This window comes from Rhodococcus artemisiae (assembly GCF_036327795.1).
GTDB lineage: Bacteria > Actinomycetota > Actinomycetes > Mycobacteriales > Mycobacteriaceae > Rhodococcus > Rhodococcus artemisiae.
Genome location: NZ_JAUTXY010000001.1, coordinates 335,229 through 351,507 on the forward strand (window position 1 = coordinate 335,229; position 16,279 = coordinate 351,507).

Genomic DNA, 16,279 nt, shown 5'->3' on the forward strand with positions numbered 1-16,279 from the left:
CGGCCTACTTCGCCAATGGTCCGTACCTACGGCGCGGTCACGCGGCCAGCTGGCGGAGCACGTACTGCAGGATGCCGCCGTGCCGGAAGTACTCCGCCTCTGCCGGGGTGTCGATGCGTACCTTCGCATCGAACTCGATGTCCGCCGCCCGCACATGCACGGTCTCGGGTATCGCTTCGGCGTCGGCCAGTCCGGTGATCTCGAATTCCTCCTCCCCGGTCAGGCCGAGGCTCTCCGCCGAGGCTCCATCGGAGAACTGCAATGGCAGCACTCCCATACCGATGAGGTTGGACCGGTGGATGCGTTCGTACGACTGGGCGATCACCGCGCGCACTCCCAGCAGCAGCGTGCCCTTCGCCGCCCAGTCACGTGACGACCCCGATCCGTACTCCGCACCGGCCAGTACGACCAACGGTGTGCCGTCGTCCGCGTATTTCTGTGCAGCGTCGTAGATGTCCATCTGTTCGCCGGTGGGAAGGTACCGGGTGGCTCCCCCTTCGACGTCGGGCACGAGTTGGTTCCGCAGCCGAATGTTGGCGAAGGTGCCGCGGATCATCACCTCGTGATTGCCGCGCCGCGACCCATACGAATTGAAGTCTGCCGGGTCGACACCATGCTCCTGCAGGTAGCGTCCGGCGGGACTGTCGCGACGGATCGCGCCGGCCGGGGAGATGTGGTCGGTGGTGACAGAGTCACCGAGGAGTGCCAGCACCCGCGCGCCCGCGATGTCGCGCAGCGGCTCGGGTTCGGCCGGCATCCCGTCGAAATACGGTGGGCGCCGCACATATGTCGAGTCGCCCTTCCACTCGAACACCTCACCGGTAGGGATATCGAGGTTCCGCCACGTGTCGTCGCCGTGATACACGTCGGCATAGCCGGATTCGAACATCTCCGAGCGCACACACTCGTCGATGACAGCCTGGATCTCCTCGGTGGACGGCCAGATGTCGCGCAGGACCACGGGGTTGCCGTCGGTGTCGGTGCCGAGTTCGTCCTCGAAGATGTCGACGAGCATCGACCCCGCGAGTGCATAGATGATCACCAGTGGCGGCGAGGCGAGGAAGTTCATCTTCGTCTGCGGATGGATCCTGCCTTCGAAATTACGATTGCCCGACAGGACGGCCGACACGTTGAGGTCGTGTTCGTCTACCGCGGACGCAATTTCGTCGGGCAGGGGGCCGGAGTTGCCGATGCACGTGGTGCATCCGTATCCCACGAGATTGAACCCGAGCTTCTCGAGATACGGCGTGAGTCCTGCGCGTTCGTAGTAGTCGGTGACGATCCTCGATCCGGGTGCGAGGGTTGTCTTGACCCACGGTTTGCTGCGCAGGCCCTTCTCCACGGCCTTCTTGGCGAGCAGGCCGGCACCGATCATGACCGAGGGGTTCGACGTATTGGTACACGACGTGATCGCAGCGATCACGACGTGACCGTGGTCGAGTTCGAAGTCGGGTCCATCGCCTATGTGCACGGGAATCTTGTTCGACGGCGGATCGGCTGCGATGAGATCGTCGGGCAGGGGGTTACGCGGTGGTGCGCTGGTGTCCGTACCGAAGATCGCGACGGGATCGCTCGCAGGAAACGACTCGATCGAGCCTTCGTCGAGACCCACCTCCTGCACGTGTGCGACGACGCCCGGCACATCAGCGCCTGCGAGCAGCGCCCCGACCGCCCGGGGTGCGAGAGCCACCGGGATGCGGTCCTGTGGCCGTTTGGGGCCGGCGATCGACGGGCGCACCGTCGACAGGTCGAGTTCGACGACCTGGCTGTACGCGGGTTCGCGGACGGGATCGTGCCACAACCCCTGTTCCTTGGCATACGCCTCGACGAGACCCACCTGATCGTCGGATCGGCCGGTGAGGCGCATGTAGTCGAGAGTGATGTCGTCGATCGGGAAGATGGAGATGGTCGAGCCGTATTCGGGACTCATATTGCCGATCGTGGCGCGATTGGCAAGCGGCACATTCGCTACACCGGGACCGAAGAACTCGACGAATTTTCCCACCACGCCGGTCTTGCGCAGCATTTCGGCGACGGTGAGAACCAGGTCGGTGGCGGTGGTGCCCTCCCTCAGTTCTCCGTTGAGCTTGAATCCCACGACCTGCGGGATCAGCATCGAGGCGGGCTGACCGAGCATCGCGGCCTCGGCTTCGATTCCGCCCACGCCCCACCCGACGACACCGATGCCGTTGATCATCGGGGTGTGGGAATCGGTCCCCACCAGCGAATCCGGGTACGCCAGCGTCTCTCCGTCCTCGGTCTCGCGGGTGAAGACGACGCGACCGAGATACTCGAGGTTGACCTGGTGGCAGATGCCGGTACCTGGAGGGACGACCTTGAAGTCGTCGAATGCGCCCTGCGCCCACCGCAACAATTCGTAGCGTTCGCGATTGCGTGAGAATTCGAGATCGGTATTGATGCGGAATGCATCCTCGGTGCCGAACACGTCGGCGATCACCGAGTGGTCGATGACGAGTTCAGTGGGAATCAACGGATTGATCCGGGTGGCGTCGCCGCCGCGGGTCGTCATGGCATCGCGCATCGCGACGAGGTCCACCACGCACGGCACTCCGGTGAAGTCCTGCATGAGAACGCGGGCAGGCGAGAACTGGATTTCGGGGTTGTGCGTGGACTCCGGATCCCATCCCGCGACCGCTTCGATCTGTTCGCGGGTGACCAGCCTGCCGTCCTCGGTACGCAGCAGATTTTCGAGCAGGACCTTGAGGCTGTACGGCAAACGATCCGAGCCCGGCACCCGGTCGATGCGATAGATGCGGTAATCGGTGTCCCCGACGGTGAGTGTGTCTCGTGTGCTGAAGCTGTCGTGACTCATATCGTGCCTCCTGGGCTGCACAGCTCGAGTGCGTGTCCGACACCGCCGCACCTCGATCACCGTGCCGAAACGGTGTCACCTCGACGCTACGACACCTGTCGCAGTCCGTCAGAGGATCACGGTAGGGAGCATCGGGGTGCACTCGTCGCAGCGGCCCACGCGATACTCGTGGCGGTCCCCTCGAACGCACCTTGTGAACGGAGTTCAGGCGTGAAGCAGAAGTCAGCAGGTCAATCGACCCAGGCCATCCACGGCACCAGCATCACCGATGCCCACGGCGCGCCGCACCTGCCGGTCTACAACACGACGACCTTCGCGTTCGAGAACACTGCGGCGCTGCTCGACGTCGCCGATGGCCGCCGGAAGGGACCGCTCTACACCCGCTACGGGCTCAATCCGACGATCTTCGCGCTCGAGGAAACGATGACGTCGGTCGAAGGCGCCGGGAGCGCGTTGGCCTTCTGCTCCGGTATGGCCGCGGAAACCGCGTTGTTCGCGCAGTACGGACGCGAAGGCATCGTGTGCGTCGGCGACGCCTACGGCGGCACCATGGAACTGCTCACCACGCAACTGTCCCAGCTCGGCCTCACCACCACATTCCTGCTCGGCGACGAAGTCGATCGTCTGGACGAGGTGCTCAGCGGAGGGCCGAAACTGGTGTTCTTCGAAACGCCCACGAATCCCGCACTCGGTATCTACGACGTCGCTGCGCTCGCTGAGACCGCGCACCGTCACGGTGCGCTCGTGGCGGTCGACAACACGTTCGCCTCGCCCGTCAACCAGCGGCCACTCGCACTCGGCGCCGACCTCGTCTCGTACTCGGCCACCAAGTATCTCGGCGGGCATTCGGACGTCACCGCTGGATTCGTGCTCGGCGCAGACGAGCTGATCGAACCGTTGAAGCCGTGGCGCAAGAGTTTCGGGTCATGCATCGCACCGGAGCCGGCAGCGTTGTTGTCGCGGAGCCTGCGCACACTGATCGTCCGCGTCAATCAGCACAACGCGAATGCGCAGGCGGTCGCGGAAGCAATGGAAGCCGACCCTCGGGTCGCGCGGGTGCTGTACCCGGGTCTGCCGAGCTTCCCCGGGCACGTACTCGCCGCGAAGCAGATGACAGGTTACGGCGGCATCGTGACGATCGAGATCGCCGGCGATACCGACACGACCGTGCAGGTGGTCGACCGCCTGGAATTGTTCGCATTGGCGCCGAGCCTCGGTGGCGTCGAAAGCCTGGTGACTCAGCCGGTGACCACGACCCACTACGACCTCTCACCTCAGGAGAGGCAGCGACGCGGAATCACCGGCTCGATGATCCGTCTGTCGGTCGGTCTCGAGGATTCCGACGATCTCATCGCCGATCTCACACAGGCCCTCGAAATCGTCACCGTGTGATTGCCGACTGCGGCCCGCAACGGCCCGGCTCGCCGGGCTCGTCACCTCGGCGCTCGAGCACTCACCGGATCGAGGTGGGACCTGAAGACAGAGGCCAGCCACGTCAGTGTGGCCATCGCGAATCCGAATCCGGTGATGAGCAAGGGATGCGTGACAGCACCCACCAGGCTTCGGTCTCCGGCGTCGGTGCTCGCGGCTACCCGATCCGTTTCTGTGAGGTGACCTGACGGAATCCACGTCGGCGCGGGGTCGGAGTCGTCCGACCGGAAGTACCACAATCCGGACGGGTAGATCCGGTACGGGCCGGACACTTCGAGTTTCCGGCCCTCGTAGCGTGCTGACACAATCTGTGCCGGGTCGTCGGTTCGGGCGGTGGGTGCGTTGTTGCTCATGCGATCACGTCCCGGTACGTCGGAGGTTGTACGTGGGGCACCGTTGCGGTGGGTGACATCTGCGGCAGCTTCCACACCCGAGCGTAGCCGCGAGTGCATGCGGTCGCAGCGCCGAGCGGTGCGAGAAGAAACACGGTAACAGCGACGAGGTCGGCTGGATCCCGGCGACGACGCTTCGGGCGCTCCCCCGGTTCAGAGGGAAGACCTCGAGGCCGACCCGGATCGCTCGGCGGCATGGCGTAAGCAAATCGTCAGGACGTCGGACAGCAGCGTCAAGATTTCGTATGGATCGAAGCCGAGCGGGCTTCTCCGCGCGATGGTGTGATGCAGCGCCGACCGGCGCCGATCCGTGTCGACGACAGGAAAACGAGATGGCCGACGCCGCCTATGTGGCGCTGATGATCGCTGGGATCGTGATGTGCGCTCTGATAATGCGCGCCCTCCACAGCATCGAACTCCACGGGACTGGAGAACGCAGATGACGTGGGCCGGAGTGACAACCACCGCCCTCACCGTGGTCGCAGCGGTGATCGTCGTGTATCTCCTGGTCGCGTTGCTCGATCCGGAGAGGTTCTGACGCCGCGATGACTCCTGCTGTTGCTGCGGGACTGCAAATCGCTCTGGTCGTCGCAGTCCTCGCCGCGGTGTATGTCCCCCTGGGCGACTACATGGCGAAGGTGTACACCACCGACACCGACCTACGGTCGAACGACCTGAGAATCGAGTCGTGGATCTACCGCGCATGCCGTATCGACTCCCGCGCAGAACAGACCTGGTACGGATACGGCGCGAGCGTGCTGGGATTCTCCCTCGCGAGCGTCATGCTCCTCTACGGTCTGCAACGCATCCAGGGTGTGTTGCCGTTGAACAACGGACTCGAAGGTGTGAGTCCCGCGGTCGCGTTCAACACCGCCATCTCGTTCGTCACCAACACGAACTGGCAGTCGTACGTTCCTGAAACCACGATGAGCCCGCTGACCCAGTCGGCCGGACTCGCGGTGCAGAACTTCGTGTCCGCCGCGGTGGGCATGGGCGTCGCCGTCACGTTGATCCGCGGGCTCGTACGCGTCGGCCGGGGCGGGGAGGTCGGCAATTTCTGGGTGGATCTCACCCGCGGCACGCTGCGCATCCTGCTCCCCCTCTCGTTCTTCATCGCGATGATCCTGCTGAGTCAGGGAGTGATCCAGTCCTACCGGAGCGGTTTCGTCGCAACGGGACTCGATGGGCATGCGATGACCACAGCGTTGGCTCCGGTCGCGTCACAGGAGGCGATCAAGGAACTGGGCACCAACGGTGGCGGCGTGCTCGCCGCGAACTCGGCGCACCCGTTCGAGAACCCGACACCGGTGAGCAACATTGTGGAGGTCATTGCAATCCTGCTCATTCCGGTCGCCCTCACCCGCACCTTCGGCACCATGATCGGTCACCGCAGGCAGGGCCTGACGGTGCTGGCCGTGATGGCGACGCTCTACACCGCGGTACTCGCGGTGACTCTCGCGGCCGAATCCCGCACGCACGGTGTCGCCGCCGATGCAGCCGGCTCGATGCTCGAGGGCAAGGAGGTGCGCTTCGGCATTCCGGGATCGGTGCTGTTCGCAGTCTCTACCACGGGCACGAGCACCGGTGCGGTGAACTCCGCCCACGACAGCATGTCGCCGCTCGGTGGGGGCGCGGTTCTGCTGAACATGCTGTTCAACGAGATCGCACCGGGTGGCGTCGGAACCGGACTGTACGGAATCCTCGTCATCGCGATGGTGGCGGTGTTCGTCGGTGGCCTGCTCGTCGGCCGAACACCGGAGTTCCTCGGCAAGAAACTACGCACGCGGGAGATCACCCTCGCCGCGCTGAGCATCCTGGTGATGCCGGCCCTCGTGCTGGTCGGCACTGCCGTCGCCGTCATCCTGCCGGCGACGGCCGGTGCTCTCGGCAACTCGGGAGATCCCGGAACTCCCAGCGCGATCCACGGATTCACCGAAGTGCTCTACGCATACGCGTCTGCGGCGAACAACAACGGCAGCGCCTTCGGCGGGCTCACCGTCACGAACGACTGGTTCCAGGCGAGCCTCGGGATGTGCATGTTGTTCGGGAGATTCCTACCGATTGTCTTCGTCCTCGCGCTCGCCGGGTCCCTGGCGTCCTCGCACCGTGTGCCTGCAGGCGCTGGGACCCTACCCACCTCGGGTATCGCGTTCGCTGGACTTCTCACCGGCACAGCCGTTCTCGTGGCGGCACTGACCTTCTTCCCCGCCGTTGCGCTGGGCCCGATCGCGGAGGCATTGCATTGACCGCGTCCACTACACCTCTTACGTCCCCCGACCCTCGACCCTCCGACTCTCGAACATCCGGGGCACACACCGACCGCGTTACCGCCGGCGTGTTCGACTCCCGTCAACTCGCCTCCGCCGTCCCCGGCGCATTCCGCAAACTCGACCCGCGCCACGTCGCACGCAATCCCGTGATGTTCGTCGTCCTGGTGGGATCGGTGATCGCAACGGTCGCAGCCGTCGCCGACCCGAGCATGTTCGCGTGGGCGATCGCCGTATGGCTCTGGTTCACCCTGCTGTTCGCCAACCTCGCAGAATCGGTAGCCGAAGGGCGCGGCAAAGCACAGGCCGAGTCTCTGCGACAGACCAAGCAGGACACCATGGCCCGACGGCTGACCAGCCCGGATCACGAGGAGTCGGTCAACGGCACCGAGCTGCGGGCCGGCGACCTCGTGGTGATCGAAGCCGGCGAGCTCATCCCCGGCGACGGCGATGTGGTGGAAGGTATCGCGACAGTCGACGAATCCGCGATCACCGGCGAATCCGCCCCCGTGATCCGCGAATCCGGGGGTGACCGTTGCGCTGTCACCGCAGGAACCACCGTGTTGTCCGATCGCATCGTCGTCCGGATCACCGCCGAACCCGGGCACACGTTCGTCGATCGCATGATCGCGCTCGTCGAAGGCGCCGTCCGGCAGAAGACACCCAACGAGATCGCGTTGAACATCCTTCTCGCCGCCCTGACGATCGTGTTGCTGCTCGCGGTGGTCGCCGTCGGGCCGATGAGCGCGTACGCCGGCGCAGAGCAGCGGCCGATAGAGCTGATCGCGCTGCTGGTGTGCCTGATCCCCACCACGATCGGCGCGCTGCTGTCCGCGATCGGTATCGCCGGGATGGATCGGCTCGTGCAGCGGAACGTCCTGGCCAAGTCGGGCCGCGCGGTCGAAGCTGCCGGCGACATCGACACGCTACTGCTCGACAAGACCGGCACCATCACCTACGGCAATCGGCGCGCGACCGCTCTGCACCCCGCACCAGGCGTTACCGAACACGAGCTGGCCGGCGCAGCGAGAGTGTCCAGCCTGTCGGACGGCACCCCGGAAGGGCGCAGCATCGTCGAGCTGTGCGCCGACCGGTACCGGCTCGACCCCCACAGTTCGACCGCCGAGGACGGTGCCGAATTCGTGCCGTTCACGGCGCAGACCCGGATGAGTGGCGTCGACATACTCGACAGCGGAACTGTCGTCCATATCCGCAAGGGCGCCGCCGACACCGTCGCACGCTGGGCGCGCGAACACCAGGGCACTGTCCCCGACGAAGTGACCGCAACAGTCGAGGACATCGCAGGCCGCGGCGGCACGCCGCTGGTGGTCGCACGCGGGGCCGAGATCGCCGGCGTCGTGGAGCTGTCCGATGTCGTCAAACCCGGCATGGCCCAACGATTCGTGCAGCTGCGTGCGATGGGCATCCGGACCGTGATGATCACCGGCGACAACCCGTCGACCGCCAAGGCCATCGCGGCGGAAGCGGGCGTGGACGACTATCTCGCCGAGGCGACACCCGAGGACAAGCTGGCCTTGATCCGCGCGGAACAGCAGGGTGGCCGTCTCGTCGCGATGACCGGCGATGGCACCAACGACGCACCCGCGCTCGCGCAGGCGGACGTCGGTGTCGCGATGAACACCGGAACCTCCGCCGCGAAGGAGGCCGGCAACATGGTCGATCTCGATTCCGACCCGACCAAACTGATCGAGATCGTCGAGATCGGCAAGCAACTGCTGATCACGCGCGGCGCCCTGACCACATTCTCCCTCGCCAACGACCTGGCCAAGTACTTTGCGATCCTGCCCGCATTGTTCAGCGGGATCTACCCGCAACTGTCGGCGCTGAACATCATGGGCCTGGCAACCCCGCAGTCCGCGATCCTGTCGGCGGTGATCTTCAATGCTCTCGTGATCGTCGCGTTGATTCCGTTGGCACTACGAGGAGTCCGATATCGGCCGTCGAGCGCGTCGTCGCTTCTGGGCCGTAACCTGCTCCTCTACGGAGTCGGCGGTGTCGCGGCACCGTTCGTCGGGATCTGGCTCATCGACCTCGTGGTCCGACTCGTACCGGGAATGGGATAAGACATGCACACCACGAACTTTCTGAGACAGCTCCGCGTGGGCGCGGTCGTGTTGCTGCTGCTCACCGTCATTGTCGGAGGCGTGTACCCGGCAGCGGTGTGGGCGGTGAGCCGCATCGGGACCGCGAGCGCCGAGGGAGCACCCCTGACCGACGCGAACGGGTGTGTGGTCGGCAGCACGTTGATCGGTGTGGATCCGCAGGTCACGCCCGGCGATCCCGACCCGTTCTTCCACCTGAGGGTCGTGGGATCGATCGCCGACGCGGATCCCTTCACACCGGGTGATCCCGCGGCCTCACTCCCCTCGAACCAGGGTCCGAGCAGCGATATCCTGGCAGAGTTCGTCGAGCAGCGGCGCGCCGCGATCGCTGCCCGCGAGGATGTGACGGCTGAGGAGGTACCGGTCGATGCGGTCACAGGATCAGGGTCCGGCGTGGACCCGCACATCTCCCCCGAGTACGCCGCGATGCAGATCCCACGGGTGGCGCGGGTGACCGGCCTGGGCACCGACCGCGTCCTCGAACTCGTCGCCGCACACACAGACGGACGGCAGCTCGGATTCCTCGGTATGGAGAGAGTGAACGTGCCCGAACTGAACGTAGCGCTGGGCTCGACGGCGCCCGGCTGCAGCACCGGCTCATGAGTGTGCAATGAGCGATATTCCTGACCCACCGCCCCGGCGCGGGCGCCTGAGGATCTACCTCGGCGCAGCGCCGGGCGCAGGCAAGACCTACGCAATGCTCGGGGAAGCGCATCGCCGCATCGCACGTGCTGGCGATGTCGTGGTCGCGATCGTCGACACCCACGGGCGCATCCGCACCGAGGAGCAGGTCACGGGCCTCGAGGTCGTTCCACCACGGCGGTGGAGATATCGGGGAGTCGAGTTCGACGAACTCGATCTCGACGCGGTGCTCGCTCGCAGGCCTGCGGTGGCGTTGGTGGACGAGCTCGCACATACGAACGTGCCCGGCAGCAGGAACGAGAAACGCTGGCAGGACGTCGAGGAACTGCTCGACGCAGGTATCGACGTCCTGTCCACCGTCAACATCCAGCACCTCGAATCGCTCAACGACGTCGTCGAGCAGATCACCGGCGTCGTGCAACGCGAAACCGTCCCGGACACGGTGGTGCGCCGCGCCGAGCAGATCGAGCTCGTCGATATCACCCCGCAGGCGCTTCTACGACGGCTCGCGCACGGCAACGTCTACGCGCAGGACAAGGTCGATGCTGCACTGCGCAGCTATTTCCGTGAAGGGAACCTGACGGCGTTACGTGAGATCGCATTGCTGTGGCTGGCCGACCAGGTCGATGTGGCACTCGCGAAGTATCGCGGCGAGCACGCCATCACCGACACGTGGGAAACCCGCGAACGCGTGGTTGTCGCCGTGACGGGCGGCCCCGAGTCCGAGACCCTGATCCGTCGCGCGAGCCGAATCGCGGCCAAGGCGAGCGCCGAACTGTCGGTCGTGAATATCGTCCGAGGTGACGGCCTCGCCCGTGTCTCGGAACGCCGGATGGGGAAGGTCCGGCAGCTTGCCGCAAGCCTCGGCGCGGGGGTGCACCAGGTCGTCGGCGACGAGGTGCCGTCGACGCTGCTCGCGTTCGCGCGGGAGGTCAACGCCACGCAACTCGTGATCGGTACATCACGGCGATCACGCTGGGCTCGCATCCTCGACGAGGGCATCGGGGCGGCCGTCGTGCGAGAATCCGGCAAGATCGATGTGCACACGGTCACTCACGAACATGCCGTGCGCGCACCGAGAATCGCTTTCTTCGGTCGCCGCGAACGGCGTCTCCAGGCATGGATCGCCGCGTTCGTGATCCCCACCGTGGCGACTGCATTGATGGTTCTGCTCGATCGCACCATCGGGGTCGCGGGCCAAGAAGCGTTGTTCTTCGTCGCCGTGCTGGCCGTTGCCCTGTTCGGTGGTATCGGACCGGCCATCGTCGCGGCCCTACTGTCCGGTCTACTGCTCAACTTCTACTTCACCGAACCGCTTCACAGTCTGACGATCGCGGCACCTGAGAATTTCGTCACCACCGTCGTGCTGCTCGTCGTCGCTGTGGCCGTGGCCGCCCTCGTCGACGTGGCGGGCGCGCGGGCGAGGGAGGCGCGCTTCGTCTCTCAGGAAGCCGAGTTGCTCGCGCTGTTCGCCGGTGCCGTACTGCGCGGCGCCGACGTGCACGCACTGCTCGTCAAAGTGCGCGAGACGTACGGTCAGAAGGGCGTGGCCGTCCTGCGAGTCGAGGACGGAACCCATCTCGTCGTCGACAGCGCAGGGGTCGACGCACCGACCTCACCCGACACCGCCGACACCGTGTGCGAGGTCGACGAAGGCCGGTACGTGCTCTTACTGTCCGGGCGGCAGTTGCGTCCACGCGACCGACGGATCCTCACCGCAGTCACCGGGCAGATTGCCGGACTCGTCCGGCAGCGCGAGCTTGCGGCCGAAGCCGCTCGTGCCTCGGCACTTGCCGAGACGGACCGGCTGCGGCGACTACTGCTTTCTGCGGTCAGCCACGACCTGCGCACACCGCTCGCGGCGGTCAAGGCATCCGTGTCGAGCCTGCGCAGTACAGACATCGAGTTCTCGGCGGACGACACCTCCGAACTACTCGCGACCATAGAAGAATCCACCGATCAGTTGACCCTGCTGGTGACGAATCTGCTCGACTCGTCGCGCCTCGCGTCCGGCGTCGTCGCACCGTCGTTCGATGTGGTCTATCTGGACGAAGTGGTCCATCGCGCCATACTCACACTCGCGAGCGGCAGCACCGACATCGTCCTCGCGCTCCGGAAACGGATCGAGGTCGATGTCGACGACACGACCGTCTGCGCCGATGAGACCTTGCTCGAGCGGGCTCTTGCGAACCTGATCGACAACGCGTTGCGATACGCACCCGACAGTCCGGTCCGCATCGACGCAACGATCGCCGACGATCGGAACATCCTCACCGTCGTCGACCGAGGTCCAGGGCTGCGCCTCGACGAACACAACGACGCGTTCACGGTCTTCCCGCGGGTCGGAGATCACCGCACAACCGGGAGTGCAGGCCTCGGGCTCACCGTCGCCCGAGGATTCATCGAGGTGATGGGCGGGACCCTCACTCCTACCGACACCCCCGGCGGAGGCACCACCATGGTCATCGACCTCCCCACCGCCCCGGCGAAGATGGACCGATGACTCGCATCCTGGTGGTCGACGACGAACCACAGATACTGCGCGCTCTGCGGATCAACCTCGAGGCGCGCGGCTACGACGTCATCACCGCCGCCGCCGGTTGCACAGCGCTGCGCGCCGCGGCACAACATCATCCCGACGTGATCGTCCTCGACCTCGGCCTTCCCGACATCGACGGGATAGAGGTGCTCGCCGGGCTCCGCGGCTGGTGTGCGACCCCGGTGATCGTCCTGTCCGCCCGCACCGATGCCGCCGACAAGGTCGCCGCGCTCGACACCGGCGCCGACGACTACGTCACCAAGCCGTTCGGGATGGAGGAGTTCCTGGCCCGGATCCGCGCAGCGATCCGACGCGCCACCGCGATCTCCGGGCTACCTGATCCGCTGGTGGTGGCCGCAACCTTCACCGTCGATCTCGAATCCAAGAAGGTCACGCGCGACGGCGTCGATGTGCACCTGACACCCACCGAGTGGGGCATGCTCGAGATGCTCGTCCGCAATCGCGGCAAGCTCGTCGGTCAACGCGAACTGCTCACCGAATTGTGGGGCCCGACATACACGACCCAGAGTCATTATCTGCGCGTCTATCTCACTCAGCTGCGTCGCAAACTCGAACTCGATCCGGCGCGCCCCCGCCACTTGCTCACCGAACCGGGGCGTGGTTACCGCTTCGAACCGTGACGTGGTCGTGTGCGCTCGCTGGGAAGAGCATCGGGCCTGTCTCCCGGTACACAGACTCGCCGGCCCCGGACGCACAGGTAGGCTCGATCCGGCGAACGTCAGACCTCGCCCGACACTCATCAGCACCCCACGGAGACCCCCGATGACAGCGCTTGCCCACGAAGAACTCGTAGTTCTGCTCGACGAGGACGAGCGACCCATCGGTACAGCTCCGAAGTCCACCGTCCACCACACGGACACCCCTCTCCACCTGGCATTCTCCTGCTACGTGTTCGATGACGCGGGACGAGTCCTCACCACACGGCGCACACTGGGCAAGATCACGTGGCCCGGCGTGTGGACGAACGCGTGCTGTGGTCATCCCGGGCCGGACGAATCCCTCGAGGCCGCGGTGCGTCGGCGCCTCGATCAGGAGTTGGGCCTCGTCGTCGACGATGTGACGTGCGTGTTGCCGCATTTCCGGTACCGTGCGACGGCAGCGGACGGAACCGTCGAGAACGAGGTCTGCCCGGTGTTCTGCGCCCGCGCCGCATCCGGCCTCGACCCCGAACCATCCGAGGTGATGGAGTGGTCGTGGGTGTCGTGGGCCGATATGCAGACCGCGGCAACCGTTCCATGGCTTATCAGCCCATGGGCAGCCGAGCAGATCCCGCAACTCGCGCAGGCCGGAGTTGCGCGGTGGTCCGACACCGCGATCTGACGTTCACTGCACGTGCCGGACGGCTGTCCGCGACGATCGACGGCCCGGGAGGAATCACGCGTCGGACCACACACCCAATTCGTTTCCACTCGGATCGAGGAAGGTGAACCGGCGCCCGCCCGGAAAGTCGTACGGTCCCGACGAGATGACGCCTCCTGCACGCTCGACCGCACCGACGGAAGCGTCGAGGTCGCGGGAGTACAGCAAGACCAGAGGTCCGGCTGTGCCCGGTGCGCGCAGGGTCGTCAGCCCCCCGACCTCCCTGTCACCCTCGACCGCGCGAATACCGGCGTACTCCGGCCCGTAGTCGTTGAAGTTCCAGCCGAAGGCGGTTTCGTAGAAGGCACGTGACGTAGGAAGGTCGGTAGCGCCGAGTTCGATGTAGTCGATTGCGTGATGTGTGTTTCCCATGAGGCCATGGTGAACCTACCCACCGACATCCACCGAGTGACCCGGCATCCCGTCACGACGCCCGTGCCTCGCTCGATCGAGGCGGTGACTGGATCGTCTCCGCGCTCTCCGATCGCCTCCGCGGGCCGACAATCACCGATCGCACTCCGCCCCGGGCGATCATCGAACGGACGATGCCCGATTTACGCAGGACTCGTGCAAGAGCATCCGTGTCACCGGTGTCGTGGAGTGGTTGCGACGAGGCGCCGAGCAGGATCTGCGGTTCGGGGCTCGATCGGCTTCCTTCGATGAGCAGCGCTTCCTCGTCGACCTCGCGAACCACAACCTCGCTGTGCCCGGACATCTCCCCGAGCAGTAGAAGCACGTATTCGATATCGGTGCCGGGGTCGTGCGTGGCGATCAATCTGGCCCGGTGACCGCCGCACGTCAGGGCCTCGTCCAATTCCAGGGGCACCCGATCGGAGTCCGAGATGTCGATCCGATCGGCGGTATCGTACGAATATGTCGTCGATGTCCTCATGACATCCTCCGATCTTCGTTCCTTGCCACACCAGCATCGCAGTGAGGTCCGACACGAACTCGGGTAGTTCACTACTCGTTTCCGCCCGTGACGTCCCCGATGGTGCGGTCGATCTCTCGGGTGACGAGATCGACCGCACCATCGGCGTCCATCCCCGCAACCAGCACGGATTGTGTCGCACCGTTGCTGAGTGCCACCAACCTCATGGCCTCGCCGTGCGCCTCGACCTCGGACAGGCCGGCGCGACGAAGAAGTCGCTCGGCCTCGCCGACGGTCCCACGCGACGCCTCGGCAAGGAACGACCTGATCCACGGATCGTTCGTCGCCTTCGCGAGATAGGCATACCAGACCGAGACACCCACACGCGAGGGTGCATCGGTGGGAACAGGCTGGATGAGCAATGCCGCGAGAGCCGATCTCGGATCGCCGGCGGACCCACGTTCGCGATAGTTCTTCTCGGCACCGGAGACCATCTCCTGCGCTCCGGACCGGATCAGATGATGCTTCGATTCGAAGTAGTGCTGGATCCTGCCGATCGAGACGCCGGCCTCGACTGCCACCGCCTGAAAGGTCACCCCGTCGATACCTCGTTCGTGGATCACGGCCCACAGGGCCCACACGAGCTCTCTGCGACGCTCGGCATGGTCGACCAATTTCGGCATGACAGAATTTTACAATATTTCTATACTGCAAACAGTTCGGATCGTCGAAATCGAGGAGAAGACACATGAGTGAGCGCACCGTAGGCACACACGCCCGGCCCGACCATCCACCACCCACCCGCCTTCACCACCGATTGCTCCGTCACCGATGGCTTCGCCGTAGCGGGTTCGTCGCGATTGCAGCGCTTGCCACACTGGGCGCAGTAAGTGTGCAGCAGTTCTTCTTCGGAGCTCCGAAGGTCGGGCACTTCCGCGACGAGGAGGGTCGCCGCACCTACCTCGAGGCGTATGAACAGGCGATGTCCGCACTCCCGTCCCCTACGAAAACCCTCGACGTCGCGACCCGCTTCGGCTCGGTTCGTGTCTACGAGTGGAGTTCACCCGAAACCGAGGACACCGCTCCGGTCGTCCTGGTACCAGGCCGGTCGTCGGGTGTCCCGATGTGGACCGAAAACCTCACCGAGTTCGTGCCACACCGACGCGTCCTCGCCTTCGACTCGCTCGGTGATGCCGGGTTGTCGGTGCAGAGCGTTCCGCTGACCTCCTTCGGTGACCAGGCGACGTGGATCGACGACGCACTCGACGAACTCGCAGCCGAACCCGTCCACATCGTCGGCCATTCGTTCGGCGGCGCGATTGCAGCGACATACGCACGGCGATTCCCCGATCGCGTGCGATCGCTGACGCTCCTCGAACCCGTCTTCACCTTCGCCTATCCGTCCGCTCGCATGATGGCCTGGACGATGGTGTCGAGCCTCCCGCTCCTGCCGAAGACCTGGCGCAACACCGCCCTCGGCAAGGTCGGCGGGGCCGAGTTCGACCCGAACGACGACATGGCACATATGATCGCTGCGGGCTCGGAGCACTATTCGGCAGCACTGCCGACGCCCTCACCCTTCAACGACGACGAGATGGACTCTCTCACCATGCCCACCTATGTCGCCGTCGCGGAACGGGATTCACTCGCAGGCGGCGATACCGCCGCGCAGCGGGCACGAACGCTCCCGCGCGCGACGGTCGACATCTTCCCCGAGACCACCCATTCCCTACCGATGCAGGCGAAAGAGCGTCTGGCGGTGGATCTTCCCTCGTTCTGGATCGAGGCCGAACAGATCTGA

The 16,279-nt window shown here is 65.3% G+C and carries 14 protein-coding genes; 9 read left to right on the forward strand and 5 right to left on the reverse strand.

All coding sequences use genetic code 11. The features are described 5' to 3' along the window. Positions 1 to 37 precede the first annotated feature (37 nt). The gene (acnA, locus tag Q7514_RS01660; protein ID WP_330131529.1) at positions 38 to 2,833 is read right to left on the reverse strand and encodes an aconitate hydratase; all 2,796 of its coding nucleotides are present in this window, start codon (positions 2,831 to 2,833) and stop codon (positions 38 to 40) included. Positions 2,834 to 3,043: 210 nt separating this feature from the next. Between acnA and Q7514_RS01665 the strand changes: the two genes are divergently transcribed. After that, positions 3,044 to 4,225: a trans-sulfuration enzyme family protein gene (locus Q7514_RS01665; protein WP_330131530.1), complete on the forward strand. Its 1,182-nt coding sequence runs from the start codon at positions 3,044 to 3,046 to the stop codon at positions 4,223 to 4,225. A 41-nt stretch (positions 4,226 to 4,266) separates the two neighbouring features. On the opposite strand, the gene Q7514_RS01670 is transcribed toward Q7514_RS01665, so the two are convergent. Further along, entirely contained in the window at positions 4,267 to 4,617 is a 351-nt protein-coding gene (locus Q7514_RS01670; protein ID WP_330131531.1) for a hypothetical protein, read from the reverse strand. Positions 4,618 to 5,095: 478 nt separating this feature from the next. On the opposite strand from Q7514_RS01670, the gene Q7514_RS01675 reads away from it, so the two are divergent. The 7 genes from Q7514_RS01675 to idi all read left to right on the forward strand — a co-directional run bounded on the left by Q7514_RS01675 (position 5,096) and on the right by idi (position 13,568). Further along, positions 5,096 to 5,194 carry a potassium-transporting ATPase subunit F gene (locus Q7514_RS01675; protein ID WP_330131532.1) on the forward strand — a complete coding sequence of 33 codons (99 nt, stop codon included), beginning with the start codon at positions 5,096 to 5,098 and terminating at the stop codon, positions 5,192 to 5,194. 7 nt (positions 5,195 to 5,201) lie between these two features. After that, positions 5,202 to 6,902, forward strand: coding sequence for a potassium-transporting ATPase subunit KdpA (gene kdpA / locus Q7514_RS01680; protein WP_330131533.1), 1,701 nt, complete (start codon positions 5,202 to 5,204; stop codon positions 6,900 to 6,902). A gap of 89 nt (positions 6,903 to 6,991) precedes the next feature. Next, on the forward strand, positions 6,992 to 9,007 hold the full coding sequence (kdpB, locus tag Q7514_RS01685) for a potassium-transporting ATPase subunit KdpB (protein ID WP_330131980.1): 2,016 nt from the start codon (positions 6,992 to 6,994) through the stop codon (positions 9,005 to 9,007). 3 nt (positions 9,008 to 9,010) lie between these two features. Further along, on the forward strand, positions 9,011 to 9,649 hold the full coding sequence (locus Q7514_RS01690) for a potassium-transporting ATPase subunit C (protein ID WP_330131534.1): 639 nt from the start codon (positions 9,011 to 9,013) through the stop codon (positions 9,647 to 9,649). A 7-nt stretch (positions 9,650 to 9,656) separates the two neighbouring features. Beyond that, on the forward strand, positions 9,657 to 12,191 hold the full coding sequence (locus Q7514_RS01695) for a sensor histidine kinase (RefSeq protein WP_330131535.1): 2,535 nt from the start codon (positions 9,657 to 9,659) through the stop codon (positions 12,189 to 12,191). Beyond that, positions 12,188 to 12,868 carry a response regulator gene (locus Q7514_RS01700; RefSeq protein WP_330131536.1) on the forward strand — a complete coding sequence of 227 codons (681 nt, stop codon included), beginning with the start codon at positions 12,188 to 12,190 and terminating at the stop codon, positions 12,866 to 12,868. Before Q7514_RS01695 ends, Q7514_RS01700 begins: the two co-directional genes overlap by 4 nt. A 142-nt stretch (positions 12,869 to 13,010) precedes the next feature. Further along, a complete protein-coding gene (gene idi, locus Q7514_RS01705) occupies positions 13,011 to 13,568 on the forward strand; it encodes an isopentenyl-diphosphate Delta-isomerase (RefSeq protein WP_330131537.1) in 558 nt (185 codons plus the stop codon). 54 nt (positions 13,569 to 13,622) lie between these two features. Here idi and Q7514_RS01710 read toward each other — a convergent pair whose 3' ends face one another. The 3 genes from Q7514_RS01710 to Q7514_RS01720 all read right to left on the reverse strand — a co-directional run bounded on the left by Q7514_RS01710 (position 13,623) and on the right by Q7514_RS01720 (position 15,161). Further along, positions 13,623 to 13,979, reverse strand: coding sequence for a VOC family protein (locus Q7514_RS01710; RefSeq protein ID WP_330131538.1), 357 nt, complete (start codon positions 13,977 to 13,979; stop codon positions 13,623 to 13,625). A 52-nt stretch (positions 13,980 to 14,031) separates the two neighbouring features. Next, positions 14,032 to 14,499 (reverse strand): hypothetical protein, encoded by a 468-nt coding sequence (locus Q7514_RS01715; protein ID WP_330131539.1) that lies wholly within the window; start codon positions 14,497 to 14,499, stop codon positions 14,032 to 14,034. Positions 14,500 to 14,570: 71 nt separating this feature from the next. Then, entirely contained in the window at positions 14,571 to 15,161 is a 591-nt protein-coding gene (locus Q7514_RS01720; RefSeq protein ID WP_330131540.1) for a TetR/AcrR family transcriptional regulator, read from the reverse strand. A gap of 65 nt (positions 15,162 to 15,226) precedes the next feature. Between Q7514_RS01720 and Q7514_RS01725 the strand changes: the two genes are divergently transcribed. Continuing rightward, positions 15,227 to 16,279 (forward strand): alpha/beta fold hydrolase, encoded by a 1,053-nt coding sequence (locus tag Q7514_RS01725; RefSeq protein WP_330131541.1) that lies wholly within the window; start codon positions 15,227 to 15,229, stop codon positions 16,277 to 16,279.